The sequence below is a fragment of the Patulibacter sp. NPDC049589 genome, from assembly GCF_040675535.1.
GTDB lineage: Bacteria > Actinomycetota > Thermoleophilia > Solirubrobacterales > Solirubrobacteraceae > Patulibacter.
The window spans coordinates 70,193-85,171 of record NZ_JBFAPC010000001.1; the positions used below are offsets into that span (position 1 = coordinate 70,193).

Consider the following 14,979-nt stretch of genomic DNA (forward strand, 5'->3'; position numbering starts at 1 on the left):
GCGGCGACGACCGTCGGCCGGCGCGCGCGTGCCTCAGCGGGGCTCGGCGAGGCCGAGCGAGCGGCCGACGATCTCCAGCATCACCTCGTTCGGCCCGCCGTAGATCCGGTTGATCCGGGCGTCGGCGTAGAAGCGGGCGATCGGGTACTCGAGCATGTAGCCGTAGCCGCCGTGCAGTTGGAGACACCGGTCGACGATGCGGCCCTGCGCCTCGGTGGCCCACCACTTGGCGATCGCGGCGTCCTCCGCGGAGAGGTCCTTCGCGTTGTGCGCGAGGATCGCGGCGTCGACGTGGGCCTGGGTGACCTGCAGCTCGCCGTGGCACGCGGCGAGCTCGAAGCGCGAGTTCTGGAACGTGCCGACGGGGCGGCCGAACGCGGTGCGCTCCTTGACGTACGCCAGCGTGCTGTCGACGGCGCCCTTCGCCGCGGACGCCGCGGCGATCGCGATCGTCAGCCGCTCCTGGGGGAGGCGCTGCATCATGTACCGGAAGCCCTGGCCCTCCTCGCCGATCAGGTTCTCCACCGGGACACGCAGATCCTGGAAGAACAGCTCCGCGGTGTCCTGCGAGTGCAGCCCGAGCTTGTCGAGGTTGCGTCCGCGCGAGAAGCCGGGGGTGTCGGCCTCGATCACCAGCACGCTGATGTCGCGGTGGGACCCGGAATCACCGGTGCGCACGGCCGCCACGACCAGGTCGGCGTTGAAGCCGTTCGTGATGAAGGTCTTCGCACCGTTGACGACGTATTCGTCGCCGTCGCGTACCGCGCGGGTCTGGAGGTGCGCGAGGTCTGACCCGGCACCCGGCTCGGACATCGCGATGGCCGTGATCAGCTCGCCCGACACGACGCCGGGCAGCCAGCGGTCCTTCTGGGCCTGCGTCGTGAGCTCCGTCAGGTACGGCAGGACCACGTCGTTCTGGATCTGGACGGCCATCGCGAAGCCCGCCAGGCCGCGGGAGTAGCCCTCCTCGGCGATGACAGCGTTGAAGCGGAAGTCGTCGGTGCCCGCGCCGCCGTGCTCCTCGCCGACCTGCAGGCCGAGGAACCCCGCTTCGCCGGCCTTGCGCAGGACCGCACGGTCGATGCAGCCGGCGGTCTCCCAGGTGTCGTACAGCGGAGCGACTTCGCGCTGCAGGAAGCCCGCATAGGACTCCCGCAGGGCGTCGTGATCGGGCTCGTGGATCGTGCGCTTCATGATCTCCTCGTGGTGTGGTGGTCGTGCTCAGATGGGCGGAGGGTCGGTGCGTTCAGGCCGTCGAGGCGGCCAGGCGCTCGCGGACGCCCGCGATGCGCTCGACCTGGGTCAGCTGGTCGGGGCCGGCGATCGCGAACGAGAAGCCGTCGACGCCGGCCTCCCGGTACGCGTGCAGGCGCTCGGCGACCTGCTCCTCGGAGCCGACGATGGTCCAGCGGCGGACCTTCTCGTACGGCATGCCGTACTGGCGCTTCACGAGCTCGGCGGCCTCCTCGTGGCCGCGCTCCTCGTCGTCGTTCACGTTGACGAACGCCACGAGGGCCGCGCCCGGGGCGGGGCGGCCCAGCTCGGCGGCGTAGCCCGCGAGCTGCTCGAGCCCGGCCGCGACCTGGTCGGGGTCCAGCCACATCGGCAGCCAGGCGTCTCCCACGCGCGCGGTCCGGCGCAGCGCGGGCTCGGCGCGGCCGCCGATCAGGACGGGCGGGACGTCGGCCGCCGGCAGCATCGCCGGGGTGTCGACGTGGTGCAGCCCGTCGTGGCGGAGCGGCGCGCCGGAGAACAGCGCGGGCAGCAGGGCGAGCGCCTCGTCCAGCCGGCGGGCGCGCTGCTTGCGGTCGACGCCGGCGGCGGTCCACTCGGGCTCGTACTCGCCGCCCATGCCGACGCCGAGCAGCAGCCGGCCGGGCGCCAGGGTCTCCAGCGTCTGCAGCTGCTTGGCGGTCCAGATCAGCGGGCGCAGCGCGGGGTTGAGGATCGCGGTGCCGAGCCTCACGCGGCTCGTGGCGCCGGCGATCATCGCGAGTGCCGTCATCGCCTCGAGCACCGGGCGGTGGAAGACCAGGTGGTCGGGGACCCAGACGTGGTCGAGGCCCTGGTCCTCGGCGGCCCGGGCGACGTCGAGCACCGGGTGCCCGATGCCGTACGCGTCGACGCTCGGGACGGCGACGCCGATGCCCGACCAGGGCGGGGTGGTGGTGCTCACGGAGGTCCTCGGTTCGGGTCGCGGGGCGGCGCGCGCGGGCGCGGGCCGGGCGGGTCCGCCGACGTCGCTCGACGCGGCGGCCTCGGGGCCACGCTAGCACGGGGAATGAACGATCGTTCACGGACATCGTGGGTCTCTACAGGCCGGGATGGGGCCACCGGTCGCGGCGGGGTGCCGTCCCGGGTGCCGTCCCGGATGCCGTACCCGGGGCCTGTGTCGCGGTACGGCGTGTACGGGGGCTCAAGAGTCGTCGCGCGGGAGAGGTGAATACCCCGTTGGGGGGACGGCGTCCGCCAAGGGGGGTGGGAGTCTGCTCAGGCCGTGATGGAGGACACACTCCTCCGGCGTCCAGCTCCGTCGGCGTCCCCGACGCCGGCCCGCCGCACCGGTGGAGAACCTCTGTATGCACCATCCCGACTTCAGCTCACGTCCTGACGAGCCCCACACGTGGGACGCCCCCGGCCGGGGCCCTGTGGACGCGCCCGGCGCGGCCGCATCCCTCGCGCAGGACCCGGCGGCCGACCTGCCGACGACGCGGGCGGCGGAGCCCGCCGTGGCGCCGGCCGCCGACGCGGACCCGTGGCCCGACGTCGTGGACCTCTTCTTCCGCGCGGCCGAGGACGCGTACACCGCGGAGCGGGTCGGTTCGATCGGGCTGAACGTCTGGCTCGGTCCGTCCGATCCCGCTCGCGCGGACGACGGCCTGTTGATCACCGCCCGCGGCGGGATGGACGTCCGCGAGGGCGTCTCCGCCGACACGCAGGCGGACATCCACCTGCGCCTGCAGCGCAAGGACCTGGCGCGCCTCGCGACCGGGCGGCTGCGCACGGCGATGGCGATCGCCGGCGGCCGTGCGACCTACGACGGCCCGGTCCGGCAGTTCCTGCGGGTGCTGCCGATGGTCCAGGCCGTCGTCCGCCCGCCGGTGCCCGTCGGCACCAACACGATCCACGACGGGGTCGAGGAGATCTCTTGAGCACCACCGATCCGAACACCGCCGCGCTGCTGGACCGGGCCTCCGGGTACGACCACCACCAGGGGCCGATGACGGTCCCGCAGCGCAATCCGGGCGACTTCTGGTCGATCGAGTGCATCGATCTCTACAAGTCGTTCGGTCCGAACCGGGTGATGAACGGCCTGAACGTCGGCATCCCCGAGGGCATGATCACGGTGGTCCTGGGGCCGTCGGGCACCGGGAAGTCGGTGTTGTTGTCGCACCTGATCGGGCTGATGTTCCCGGACAAGGGCGACATCCTCGTGCACGGCGAGTCCGTTCCGCGGATGACTGTGCCGCAGCTCCTGGAGATGCGCCGGAAGTTCGGGATCCTGTTCCAGGACGGGGCGCTGTTCGGGTCGATGAACGTGTACGACAACGTCGCGTTCCCGCTGCGGCAGCACACCAACCAGTCCGAGGCGGAGATCCGCGAGACGGTGATGCGCCGGCTGGACGAGGTCGGTCTGGCCAATGGTGCGGAGACGCGGATGCCGTCGGAGCTGTCGGGTGGCATGAAGAAGCGGGCGGGGTTCGCCCGCGCGTTGGTGCTCGATCCGCAGATCGTGATGTTCGACGAGCCCGATTCGGGTCTGGATCCGGTCCGTACGGCGCTGTTGTGTCAGTTGATCGAGAAGGTGCACGCCGAGAACGGCGGCACCTACGTCGTGATCACCCACGACATCGCGTCCGCCCGTCGCATCGGCGAGTACATCGCGGTGCTGTGGAAGGGCCGCATCGTGCAGTCCGGCGATCGGGACGACATGTTCGACTCGCCCAACCCGTTCGTCCGACAGTTCCTCGCGGGGCGGCCGCAGGGCCCGCTCGGCATGGAGTGAGGGGAAGACATGGAAGCCGGAACGCTCCAGCCCCCGGTGGCGCCAGCGCCGCGGACGTCGCCCGGGAGGGCGGCCGACGACGGCGCCCCGCCCCCGAAGAAGAACAGCCCCGCGCCGCTCGCGGCGCTCGAGGACATCGCGGGGATGCTGCTCCTGACCGGGCAGGCGATCCGCACCGCGGTGACGCCGCCGTTCTCGTGGCGGGGTGAGTTCGTCGACCAGACGTGGCTGATCATCCGCCGCTGCACGATCCCGCTGATCGTGTCCGTGCTGTTCTTCGGGTTCGGCGCGCCGGGCCTGCAGGGCGGCAACATCACGTACATCCTCGGGACGGTCGACCGGCTCGGCGCGTTCTTCGTGATGGCGACGATCCGCGAGTTCGCGCCGTGGATCAACGGCATGGTCGTCGCCGGCGTCGGCGGCACCGCCGTCTGCGCGGACCTCGGCGCCCGCAAGGTCCGCCAGGAGCTCGACGCGCTGATGGTCCTGGGACTCGACCCCGTCCGCACGATCGTCGTCCCGCGCTTCCTCGCGCTCGGCCTCGTCACCGCGATGATGAACCTGATCGCGATCGTCTTCGGCCTCGCCGGCGGCTGGCTCGCCGCGGTGCCGATCTTCGGCGACACGTCCGCCGGGTTCTTCGCGACGTTCACCTCGAACTTCACGATGCCCGACCTCGTCGGCAGCGTGATCAAGACCAGCCTGTTCGGCTTCATCATCGCGGTGGTCTGTTGCTACCGAGGCATGAACGTGAAGGGCGGCGCAGAGGGCGTCGGCAGAGCGGTCAACCAGGCCGTCGTCGTCTCGTTCGTCGGCATCTGGGCGTTCAACTACCTGTTCACCGCCACGATGCTCGCGGCGTTCCCCGAGACCGGGAACCTCCACTGATGTCGACCGTGACGCCCCCCGCGGGCACCCGGATCCGGCGACGCCCGACGGCCCGCGGCGGCCAGTCCGCCAAGCGGCTCGGCCGCGGCTTCCGCGAGCCCGTCCGCGGCGCGGTGACCGAGGCCGGCGAGATGGCGATCTTCGCCACCCGTGCGTTCCGCGAGGTCCCCGGCGCCTTCCGCTACTCGGCGGAGATCCTCCGCCAGACCGGCATCATCATCACCGGCTCCGCGCTGGTCCTCGTCGTCATGCAGTTCGTGATGGGGATGGAGTGCGCCACCGAGGCCAACTACGTGCTGCGCGGCTACGGCGCCACGTCGTACTCCGGCGTCTTCACGGCCTTCTGCGGCCTGCGCGAGATGTCGCCGTACATGTTCGGCTACATCATCGCCGCGAAGATCGGCTGCGGCCTCGTCGCCGAGCTCGGCTCGATGCGCATCAACAACGAGTTCGACGCGATGGAGTCGCTCGGCATCAACCCGATGCGCTACGTCGTCGCGACGCGCCTGATCGCGGCGTGGATCGCGCTGCCGATGATCTTCATGGTCGGCTTCGCCGTTCACACGCTGGCCGATTACCTGGTCATCGTCCTGCAGATCAAGGAGGTCTCGCAGGGCGGCTGGGAGGGTGTGCACTGGGCCTTCATCCGGCCGCAGGACGTGCTTTTCGCCGAGATCAAGATCATCGTCTCGGGCACCCTGATCGTCCTCGTGGCGATGTACTACGGCTTCACCGCCAAGGGCGGACCGGTGGGCGTCGGAACGGCCACCGCGAAGTCCATGATCCTGAACCTGGTGCTGATCCACCTCACGGGATCGCTGCTCACGATGGTGTTCTGGGGTCTCAACCCGAGCACCCCGGTCGGAGGCTGACCATGGGTCGACTCTTCCTCGACCGTCCCTGGACGGTCGTCTTCATCCTCGTGGTCCTGGTGGCCGGCTACCTGGGGCTGAAGGGCCGCAGCCAGCCGTACGAGGTCCGCGCGTCGTTCGACTCCGCCGTGAGCCTGACCAAGGGCCTCGACGTCCAGGTCGACGGCGTGGACGTCGGCAAGGTCGTCGGCGTCGACTACGAGGACGGCAAGGCCGTCGTCCGGGTCGGCATCAAGGACGAGAACTTCCGGCCGTTGCACCGCGGCACCACGATGCGGATCCGCTACGGCACCACGATCGGCAACGGCACCCGCTACGTCGAGGTCGTCCCCGGGCCCAAGAGCGCGCCGACGATCGACGACGGCGGCATCATCGCCGCGAAGGACACCCGCTCGCCGGTCGAGCTCGACGAGCTCTTCAACACGCTGGACGCGAAGACCCAGAAGCGGCTCCAGCGCACCCTCAACCGCTCGGCGCGCGCCCTCGACGGACACGACGCCGCGATGAACGCCGGCATGAAGGCGCTGCCCGGCGGCCTGCGGGCGGCGGACGACCTGATCGCCGATCTGCTCTCCGACGAGCCGGCGCTCCGGGCGATCATCGACCAGGGGGACGCCGTCACCCGGACGCTCGCCGCCAAGCAGGGCTCGATCTCCGACCTGATCTCCGTGTCGGCCCGGACGTTCGCGACGTTCCGCGACCGGACCGCCGCGGTCCAGGGGACGCTCGAGGCGCTGCCCCCGACGCTCGACGCCGCGAAGACGACGCTGGCCCGTGCCGAGCCCAGCCTCGGCAAGGTCGACGATCTGCTCGGCAAGCTCCGCCCCGGGGCGCAGCAGGTCCCGGGCGTCGCTCGGGCGGCTCGGGGCGCGCTCGTCCGGCTTCAGGACGTCGCCCCGGTGGCCGTGAAGACCCTGAAGACGGCCCGCGACGTGGCCCCCCGGGTGACGACGCTGCTCGACGTCGGCACGCCGTTCGCGCCCAAACTCGAGAAGGCGCTCGAGGGTGCGGTGCCGATCGTCGGGTGCCTTCGGCTCTACACGCCCGACATCGTGGCGATGCTCACGAACTGGGGCGGCTGGACGAAGAACTTCGACTACAAGTCGCACTACGCGCGGGTCCGGGTCCGTGAGGGCGTCACGTCGCTCAACGGATTGCTGCCCAACTCCGAGGTCGCACACGCCACGGGCAACCGGTACGCGATGCCGATCCCCCCGGGATACAACGCCGGCAAGCCCTACTTCGCACCGGAGTGCGGCGTCACGAAGGACGCGATCGACCCGACCAAGGACCCGGAGCGTGTGAAGTGAGTCGCACCAAGCGCAGCACGCTGCTCAAGCAGGCGCCCGCCGCTGGACTGGCCGCCGTGCTGATGGCGGGAGGCATCATCGTCGCCACCTCCGGGGACGACGGCACGTACGTCGTGAGGGCCGTGATGAAGGATGCCGCCGGCCTGCGGAAGAACGGCGACGTCAAGGTCGCCGGCGTGGCCGCCGGCACCATCAGCGCGCTCGAGCTCGGGTCGGACGACCGCGCCGTCGTGACCATGAAGCTCGACGACGGCGCGTACCCGATCGGGAAGGGCGCCTCCGCCGCGGTGCGGCCGGTCAACCTGCTCGGAGAGAAGTACGTGGACCTCGACCCCGGCGACCTCGAACGTCCGGTGTCCTCCGGCGAGACGATCGGGATCGGGCGCACGTCGCAGCCCGTCGAGCTCGACGACGTCCTGAACATGCTGGATCCCGGGACCCGGGGCCGCATGCGGATCCTCGTCAACGAGGCGGGGGTCGCGCTCAACGGCAAGGGCACGGACCTCAACGCCACCATCGAGCGCCTTCCGCGCGCCCTCGACCAGACGGAGAAGCTCGTCGCCTCGTTCACCGCCGACAACGCGCGGCTGAAGGACGCGATCGCCCAGGGCGACCGGGTCGTGGACGCGTTCCACGACGGCCGCGATGACCTGACCGATCTCGTCGCGTCGGCGCAGCGGTCGCTCCGCGTCACCGCCGACCGTCGCGCGGACCTCGGGCAGACGGTCGCGGACGTGCCCGCGACGCTCTCGAAGCTCCGCACCACGCTGGCCAAGCTCCAGACGACCTCCACCCGGCTCAAGCCGGCGGCGCTGCAGATCCGACGCTCGGCCGGTCCGTTGTCGACGACGATGGGCGAGCTCCCCGACTTCGTGAAGACGGCGAAGCCGACGTTGAAGAGCGCGGAGCGGACCGCCCCGACGCTGGGCCGGCTCGGGCGCGGGGCCACGCCGGTGCTCAAGCGCCTGACGCCGGTCGCCAGCGAGCTCGAGCGGTTCTCGGTGACCATGAAGCCGCTGTCTCGGACGCTGGACCACGAGACGAACCCGCTGCTGCGCCTCATCGAGGGCTGGGGCCGGACCGTGCAGCTCTCCGACGCCGCGGGCCACGTGTTCCGGACCGACATCACGGTGAACCAGGAGCTCCTCGAGCACCTGCTCACCCGGAAGTTCGCCAAGGGTCCCGCGGCGAGCAACCAGACGACTCCCACCGTGCTCGCTCCGGCGCCCGCGCCGCAGTCTGCGCCGTTCCCGTTCGCCCCGCGCGACAACGACGCGAAGAACGGCGGGACGGGGATCTTCCCGACACCGCTTCTCGAGGCTCCGGCGCCCGCGCCGACGGTTCCCGCGCCGGCCGAGCCGAAGCCCTCCACCAAGGCGGACGACACCCGCCAGCTCCTGGACTACCTGCTCCGATGATGCCCCGCCGCAACCGACGTCCCTCGAGACGGCTCTTCTCCCGGGCGGCGAGCCGCTCGCTGCCTCGCCCCGCCCTGTGGCTCATCGGCCTGATGGGCATCGCCGCGGTCGCGGTGATGTTCCAGGTCGGCTTCAACGCGCCCAACGCCATCCCGGGGCGCAGCTACTACAACGTGACGGCCCAGTTCGCCGACGCCAACAACCTGACCGCGCACTATCAGGTGCGCGTCGCCGGCCGGCTCGTCGGCCAGGTCCTGCGCCCGCGGGTGAAGGACGGCAAGGCGTTGGTCGACCTGCAGCTCGACCCGAAGATCGCCCCGCTGAGGGCCGACACCACGCTCCGGGTCCGCCCGCGCTCCCCCATAGGGGTGCGCTTCGTCGACCTGAAGCCGGGCCGGTCGGGGCGGGTGCTCGAGGAGGGCGACGTCATCCCGCTCTCGCAGACCTCGACCGCCAACGAACTCGACACCGTGCTGGGGACCCTGGACGTCGCCCGCCGCAAGAAGGCGCAGACGCTGATGGGCGAGCTCGGGGAGGGGACGCTGTCGCGCGGCGGCGACATCGCGACGACGCTCGACGAGGCCCCCACCGCGCTGAACCGGCTCGAGCGCGTCAGCCGGGCCGTCAACGCCCGTCCCGGCGCTCCGGAGCGCTTCGTTCGCGAGCTCCAGGGCACCTTCGCCGCGATCGAGCCGGTTCGCGGGACCTACCGCGAGGCGTTCGCTCCCGCCGCCGATGCGCTGCGGCCGATCGCCGCCGAGGAGCGGGCCGTGGGGGAGACCTTCTCGGCCGCCGGGCCGGCGCTCCGCCAGGCCCGGTCCGGGCTGGCGAGCACCGATCCGCTGCTGGACGAGGTCGACGGTCTCGCCGAGGCCGCGGTCCCGGCCCTCCGCCCCGCCCCCGCCGCGTTGCGGCAGACCACGCGGCTGCTCGCACGGTCGCGCACCGGGTTGAAGAGCGTCCGAGCGACGCTCGACAAGGCCGAGGAGGCGGTCCCGCCGACCCTCGGTCTCCTGGACACGGTCGACCCGATCCTCCCGTCGGCCTCCACCGCCCTGACCCAGGGCCTGCCGACCGTCGACCGCCTCGGCGCGCACGGCTGCGACTTCGGCCTGTTCGTTCAGAACTGGGGCCGCATCTTCAGCTTCGGCACCGGCGGCGGCGGCGACGGGATCGGCGAGGTCCGGCAGCTCCGCCTGCAGCTCACCGCGAGTGAGGAACTGCTCGGCGGGCAGCCGACGCGCTCGCCGTTCGTGGCCTCGAACCCGTACCCGAAGCCGTGCGACGTGATGAACGACAACGAGGACCGTCGATGAGCTCGCTCCGTGATCGCCTCACCTACCGTCCCGGCGTCACCAAGCGTCGGCCGATGCTCTTCGGCACGCTCCTCCTGCTCGGGGCGGCCGCGATCCTCTGGACCGGCTACACGAAGCAGATCCCGCTGACCAGCAAGGGCGGCCAGGTCGTGCGCGCCGAGTTCACGGACGCGACGCACGCGGCCAACGGCACGGCCGTCCGCGTCTCCGGCGTCGACGTCGGCAAGGTCGAGAAGGTGGAGCTGCGGGAGGGGGGGCGCGGCGCACTGGTCGAGATGCGGATCGACGACGACTCCGGCGTGACGGTGCGGGACGACGCCCGGGCGTCGATCCTCTGGAGGACCCTCCTCGGCCGCAACGTGTACATCGACCTCGAGCCAGGCTCGGGGGATGCGCCGAAGCTCGACGGGACGATCCGGAAGAGCCACACGAAGGTTCAGCAGGAGCTCGACGCCGTCGCCCAACCGCTGAACGGCGATCGGCGAACGGGCCTGCAGACCACGATCGATCAGCTCGGCCGTTCGCTGGCCAAGGAGGAGTCGGTCGGGCGGAGCCTCGAGGCCGTGGCCCCGGCTGCGCGCGGCATGCGAAAGGGCCTGCCGCCGTTCCGCGGCACGCGCCCCGGGGACCTGCCGCGGGCGATCCGCGCGGGGGCCGGGACGCTTGCCGCGCTCGCGGACAGCGAGGAGCACCTCGCCGGTCTCATCGACCGCGGACGGGTGGCGCTCGGCGTGACGGCCGCTCGCAGCACGGAGCTCGGGGCGACGCTCGACCAGGCACCGTCGACGCTGGCGGACACCCGTACGACCCTGAGTCGGATCGAGCGGACGCTCGACGTCCTGGACCCGACGGTCGAGGCCCTGAAGCCCGGGGCCGAGAAGCTCGAGGGCTCGCTCGTCGCCCTGCGGCCGGCGGTGCGGAAGCTCGACGTCGTCCTCGACGACGCAGAGCCGACCGTCCGCTCGTTGAGCCCGGCCGTCAAGCGGTTGGCCGACGCCGCGGATCCCGCCCGGCAGCTGATCGAGCGCACCGATCCGATCGTCGATCGGCTCAACGCCGACACGATCCCGTTCCTGAACGAGACGCATCCCACGACGAAGCTCAAGAACTACCAGGCGATCGGACCGTTCTTCGCCTCGATCGGCGGCAGCTCCCACACGTTCGACGCGAACGGCAACATCCAGAACTTCCAGTCGTTCCCCGACGAGCGCTCGCTCCACACCCTCCCGTGCGTTCTGAGGCTGACGGACCCGACGGCGCCGCTCGACGACAAGGTGAACTGCAGCAGCCTCGGCGACCTGGTGCAGCAGATCATCGCCAACCAGGCTCCGTACCGACAGGACGACGCTGAGACGGCCAACGACGCCGACGTCGGGGACCGGCCGGAGGACTTCCAGCCCGCGACCCCGGGAGGCGGCGGCAAGCAGCTCCGGTCCGAGAAGGGAGGCGATCGCTGATGGCGAGGTTCAACAGCGAGCGTCTGGCGCTCGAAGTCAAGCGCGCCAGGAAGCCGTTCGCGCTCGTGGCCGGCCTGTTCGTGGTCGCACTGTTCTGCGCCTTCCTGATGTTCCGCAACATCGAGGTCCGGTGGCCGTGGTCGGCGGCCAACGAGGTCAAGGTCGAGTTCACCGACGTCAAGGGCGTCCGCCCCGGCCAGCAGCAGGTGCGGCTGGCGGGCGTGCCCGTCGGCCTGATCTCCGACGCGAAGATCAAGGGCGACAAGGCGATCCTGACGCTCAGCATCGACGACAAGCACGGGAAGATCTACAAGAACGCCCGCATCCGACTGCGGCCGGTCACGCCGCTGCAGGACATGTACGTCGCCATCGAGTCCCGCGGGACGCCCGACGCCGGCGTGGTCCGTGGCGACACCGTGCTTCCTGCGAAGCGGACGGAGGCCCCGGTCGACGTCGCCAACGTCCTGAACACCTTCGAGCCGGACACGCGCAAGCAGATGGAGAAGGCGCTGGACGGCCTGTCGAAGGGCCTCGACGACGGGGGCCTGGCGCTGAGGGAGACGTTCGTCGCCATGGCACCGTTCCTGCAGCAGGCCCAGCGCCTGACGTCCGCGGTCGCGGAGCGCCGCACCAACATGACCCGGCTCGTGCGCAACTCGGGGGAGCTGCTCGACGCGCTCAACAAGCACTCCCGCGAGCTGACCCAGCTGATGGAGGTCGGACACTCGACGCTCGACGAGCTGGCCCGTCGCGACGTCCCGCTCGCCTCGACGCTGGCGCAGCTCCCCGGGACGCTCTCGACGATGCGGTCGTCGTTCGCCGCGTTGCGGGACGCCCAGCAGGAGCTCGATCCGGCCCTGGCCGCGCTGCTGCCGGTGGCGGAGCGGTTGCCGTCGACCCTCGACGCCGCCAGAGAGCTCAGCGGCGACGCGATGCCGGCGCTCCGGCGCCTCCAGCCCGCCGTCAAGCAGCTCCGGCCGCTGGCGAAGGAGCTCGTGCCGACCTCGAACGCCCTGGCCGGCGCCGTCGACTCCCTGCGCACCCAGGTTCCGCGTCTCGACCGCGCCACGAAGAAGATCAAGCCGTGCGAGGCGCAGATCGCGGGCTTCTTCAACAACCACCTCTCCGTCTTCAAGTACGGGGACGACTACGGCGCGATCCCGCGCGGTGAGTTCACGGCCGGGCTCACCTCGGTCGGGGGCCAGCTCAAGGACCCGATGCTCCGGCGTGGTCCCACCTGCACCCAGAAGGAAGGACGCTGATGCATCTCCCGGCCCGAACCGGCAAGGTCGTCGGCATCGTCGCGTTCGTCGCGGTCTGCCTCTCGATCCTCGTATGGCTCTTCACCCTCGCCGGAGGACGCGCACCGGGCTCGAGCTCCTACGAGGTCACGGTCAACGTGCCCGACGGGTTCCAGCTCGTCCAGAACGCCGACGTTCGCGCCGCCGGCGCGAAGATCGGGCGGGTCGAGGACGTCACGAACGACGGGGGCACGGCGAAGGTCCGCATCTCCATCAAGGAGGACCATGCGCCGCTCTACAAGGACGCGACCGTCCGCCTTCGGACGAAGACGCTGGTGGGCGAGAACTATCTCGACCTCACGCCCGGCAACCCGAAGAGCGGCGAGATCGCCGACGGCGGGACGTTGCCGATGAGCCGGGCCGGCGAGGCCGTGCAGCTCGACGAGATCCTCTCGTCGGTCGACGCGCCCACGCGCCGGGCGATGCAGCGCAACCTCGACGCGCTCGGCGACGGTGTCGACGGTCGCGGACCCGACCTGAATCGGATCTTCGGCCAGCTCGAACCGACCGTCCACGACGCCAGTCGACTGCTTGGCCTCCTCGACCGTCAACGCGCGCAGGTCTCCCGCCTCGTCGACAACGCCGGCAAGACCTTGGCCGCGGTCTCGAGCCGCGGCGCGGCGGTGCGCGAGCTGGCCACCGGCCTGAAGGCGACGGCCGAGGCGGCGGCGTCACGCGACGAGCAGCTGGCGGAGACCTTCAAAAAGCTGCCCGGCACGCTCGCGCAGACCGAGCAGACCACGCGGGTCCTCGGCGGCGTGGCCCGGCGGGCCGTCCCGGTGGCCGCGGACCTGCGGGTCGGCGTCGAGTCTCTCGAGCCGGTCACGGCGAGACTGCGCAAGGCAGCGATCGCAGGGCAGGAGCTCTTCGACGTGCTGCCGTCCTTCTCCAAGCGCGCGGATCCGCTGCTCGCGTCGCTGCGCGGGTTCGCCGACGACGCGACGCCGCTCCTCGCCCCGGTCGACGCCGTCCTGCGCCAGGCCAACCCGATCCTGCGGTACATGGTGCCCTACGGCGAGGAGATGGGGACGATGTTCGCGAACTCGGGCTCGGCGACCAGCTCCCGAGACGCCCAGGGCAACCTGCTGCGCGTGCACCTCGTCGAGGACGAGGGCACGGTGACGGGCCTGCCGCGGCCGCTCACCGATGCGGTCAACGGCTTGATCGCCGCCGGCGGCCTCTCGCACGTCAAGGGCCGGGTCGGCGTCAACGCGTATCCGAAGCCGGGAATGCGCGACACTCCACGACCCGGGGATGGGTCGGTTCCGAAGCTCACGCCCGATCCGTCCGCGCTCGGGAAGGCCGGGTCGGACGACGACTGATGGCGGACGTGGCGCGCGGTTGGAGGGCTACGGGAGGGCGGCTCCCGGGCGCGATGCCGAGGCTCGTCGCCCGGCGGGGCGTCCGGCTGATCGCGACCCTCGTCGTGCTCGGCGCGTTGATCGGCGGCGCCCTGCGGGCCTCGTGGGTGCCCGCCGACCGGCTCGTCGCCGGCGGGGGCATCGCCGCCGCGACGGCGGCGCAGGAGCGAGCCTTCGGAGCGGAGCCGATCGTCACGGTCGTGCGCGGCCCGCTCTCGCGTACCCTCCGCGCCGAGAGCCTCGCGGCGCTTGCCGCATTCGAGCGCCGGCTCGCCCGGCTCGACGGCGTGCGGTCCGTGTCGGGTCCGGCGACCTTCCTTCAGGCGTCGGTGACGCAGGCCGAACAGGTGGTCGGCGCCGGGCTCGCCGGCCCGCTGGCCCGGGCCAACCGGGCGGCCGAGAGTGCTCGTTCGCGCGCCGAGAAGGCCGGACGGAGTCCTGCGAACGCCGTCCTGGCCGGAGAGGAGGCCCGCCTGAAGGCCCTCGGCTCGAGGGCGGAGAGCTTCCGGGCGCTCCTGGCCCAGTTCGGCTCGAGCGGCGTGCCGGCCCTGGGGAACCGGGCGTTCGTCGATACCGTCGTGTTCGGCATGGGCACGACGCCCAAGCCGCGGTTCCGCTGGGTCTTCCCGGACGTCGACCACGCGCTGGTCCTCGTGCGGCCGGAGGCCGGCCTCGATGCCGCGGCCGTGCTCGGGCTCGGCGACCGGATCCGGGCGCTGGCGGCGCGCACCGAGGTCCCCGGCGCCGCCCTGCGTACGGGTGGATCGCCCCTCGTGGCCGCCCGAGCCACGGAGGCGGCACCCGGGGAGCTGGTCCGCACCGCCCCAGCCGCGCTGCTGGTCCTCGTCCTCATCGTGGTGATCGCGTCGCGTCGCGTCGGCCCGGCCGCGGCGCTGCTGGCGTCGGCCGCGGCCGCCGCAGGAGGCGGCGCGCTCCTCGGATGCCTGCTCGGCCTCGGGCTCACCGTCGCCACGGCGGCCGCCATCCCCGTGGTGATCGCGGTCGCGACCGGCCACGGGCTCCTGCTGCGCGCGGCCGCGGCCGGCGCTC

Annotated in this window: 13 protein-coding genes; 11 read left to right on the forward strand and 2 right to left on the reverse strand. The window is 71.8% G+C overall.

Annotated elements, in window-relative coordinates:
* Positions 1-33: 33 nt before the first annotated feature.
* Positions 34-1,194 carry an acyl-CoA dehydrogenase family protein gene (locus AB0L40_RS00290; protein ID WP_364347455.1) on the reverse strand — a complete coding sequence of 387 codons (1,161 nt, stop codon included), beginning with the start codon at positions 1,192-1,194 and terminating at the stop codon, positions 34-36.
* Positions 1,195-1,246: 52 nt separating this feature from the next.
* The gene (locus AB0L40_RS00295) at positions 1,247-2,176 is read right to left on the reverse strand and encodes an LLM class flavin-dependent oxidoreductase (protein WP_364347458.1); all 930 of its coding nucleotides are present in this window, start codon (positions 2,174-2,176) and stop codon (positions 1,247-1,249) included.
* Between the two features lie 403 nt (positions 2,177-2,579).
* Here AB0L40_RS00295 and AB0L40_RS00300 point away from each other — a divergent pair, with 403 nt between their 5' ends.
* The 11 genes from AB0L40_RS00300 to AB0L40_RS00350 all read left to right on the forward strand — a co-directional run.
* Positions 2,580-3,152: a hypothetical protein gene (locus tag AB0L40_RS00300; protein ID WP_364347461.1), complete on the forward strand. Its 573-nt coding sequence runs from the start codon at positions 2,580-2,582 to the stop codon at positions 3,150-3,152.
* Positions 3,149-4,006 (forward strand): ABC transporter ATP-binding protein, encoded by an 858-nt coding sequence (locus AB0L40_RS00305; protein WP_364347464.1) that lies wholly within the window; start codon positions 3,149-3,151, stop codon positions 4,004-4,006. Before AB0L40_RS00300 ends, AB0L40_RS00305 begins: the two co-directional genes overlap by 4 nt.
* A 9-nt stretch (positions 4,007-4,015) precedes the next feature.
* Complete coding sequence (locus AB0L40_RS00310; protein ID WP_364347467.1) at positions 4,016-4,894, forward strand: ABC transporter permease; 879 nt, start codon at positions 4,016-4,018, stop codon at positions 4,892-4,894.
* Positions 4,894-5,766: an ABC transporter permease gene (locus tag AB0L40_RS00315; protein ID WP_364347470.1), complete on the forward strand. Its 873-nt coding sequence runs from the start codon at positions 4,894-4,896 to the stop codon at positions 5,764-5,766. Before AB0L40_RS00310 ends, AB0L40_RS00315 begins: the two co-directional genes overlap by 1 nt.
* A 2-nt stretch (positions 5,767-5,768) precedes the next feature.
* Positions 5,769-7,076 (forward strand): MlaD family protein, encoded by a 1,308-nt coding sequence (locus AB0L40_RS00320; RefSeq protein WP_364347473.1) that lies wholly within the window; start codon positions 5,769-5,771, stop codon positions 7,074-7,076.
* Positions 7,073-8,494: an MlaD family protein gene (locus tag AB0L40_RS00325; RefSeq protein WP_364347476.1), complete on the forward strand. Its 1,422-nt coding sequence runs from the start codon at positions 7,073-7,075 to the stop codon at positions 8,492-8,494. The genes AB0L40_RS00320 and AB0L40_RS00325 overlap by 4 nt, the downstream gene beginning before the upstream one ends.
* A gap of 92 nt (positions 8,495-8,586) precedes the next feature.
* On the forward strand, positions 8,587-9,810 hold the full coding sequence (locus tag AB0L40_RS00330; protein ID WP_364347479.1) for an MlaD family protein: 1,224 nt from the start codon (positions 8,587-8,589) through the stop codon (positions 9,808-9,810).
* Positions 9,807-11,267 (forward strand): MlaD family protein, encoded by a 1,461-nt coding sequence (locus tag AB0L40_RS00335; protein WP_364347482.1) that lies wholly within the window; start codon positions 9,807-9,809, stop codon positions 11,265-11,267. Before AB0L40_RS00330 ends, AB0L40_RS00335 begins: the two co-directional genes overlap by 4 nt.
* Positions 11,267-12,529: an MlaD family protein gene (locus AB0L40_RS00340; protein WP_364347485.1), complete on the forward strand. Its 1,263-nt coding sequence runs from the start codon at positions 11,267-11,269 to the stop codon at positions 12,527-12,529. The genes AB0L40_RS00335 and AB0L40_RS00340 overlap by 1 nt, the downstream gene beginning before the upstream one ends.
* Positions 12,529-13,890 carry an MlaD family protein gene (locus AB0L40_RS00345; protein WP_364347488.1) on the forward strand — a complete coding sequence of 454 codons (1,362 nt, stop codon included), beginning with the start codon at positions 12,529-12,531 and terminating at the stop codon, positions 13,888-13,890. The genes AB0L40_RS00340 and AB0L40_RS00345 overlap by 1 nt, the downstream gene beginning before the upstream one ends.
* Before the next feature lie 53 nt (positions 13,891-13,943).
* Positions 13,944-14,979: hypothetical protein (locus AB0L40_RS00350; protein WP_364347491.1), on the forward strand; the 1,036-nt coding region annotated here is incomplete at its 3' end.

Bases quoted from the DNA above. Each gene is read 5' to 3' on its own strand.
- AB0L40_RS00290 (WP_364347455.1), bottom strand. From the start codon at position 1,194: ATGAAGCGCACGATCCACGAGCCCGATCACGACGCCCTGCGGGAGTCC.
- AB0L40_RS00300 (WP_364347461.1), top strand. From the start codon at position 2,580: ATGCACCATCCCGACTTCAGCTCACGTCCTGACGAGCCCCACACGTGG.
- AB0L40_RS00310 (WP_364347467.1), top strand. From the start codon at position 4,016: ATGGAAGCCGGAACGCTCCAGCCCCCGGTGGCGCCAGCGCCGCGGACG.
- AB0L40_RS00315 (WP_364347470.1), top strand. From the start codon at position 4,894: ATGTCGACCGTGACGCCCCCCGCGGGCACCCGGATCCGGCGACGCCCG.
- AB0L40_RS00320 (WP_364347473.1), top strand. From the start codon at position 5,769: ATGGGTCGACTCTTCCTCGACCGTCCCTGGACGGTCGTCTTCATCCTC.
- AB0L40_RS00330 (WP_364347479.1), top strand. From the start codon at position 8,587: ATGGGCATCGCCGCGGTCGCGGTGATGTTCCAGGTCGGCTTCAACGCG.
- AB0L40_RS00335 (WP_364347482.1), top strand. From the start codon at position 9,807: ATGAGCTCGCTCCGTGATCGCCTCACCTACCGTCCCGGCGTCACCAAG.
- AB0L40_RS00340 (WP_364347485.1), top strand. From the start codon at position 11,267: ATGGCGAGGTTCAACAGCGAGCGTCTGGCGCTCGAAGTCAAGCGCGCC.
- AB0L40_RS00345 (WP_364347488.1), top strand. From the start codon at position 12,529: ATGCATCTCCCGGCCCGAACCGGCAAGGTCGTCGGCATCGTCGCGTTC.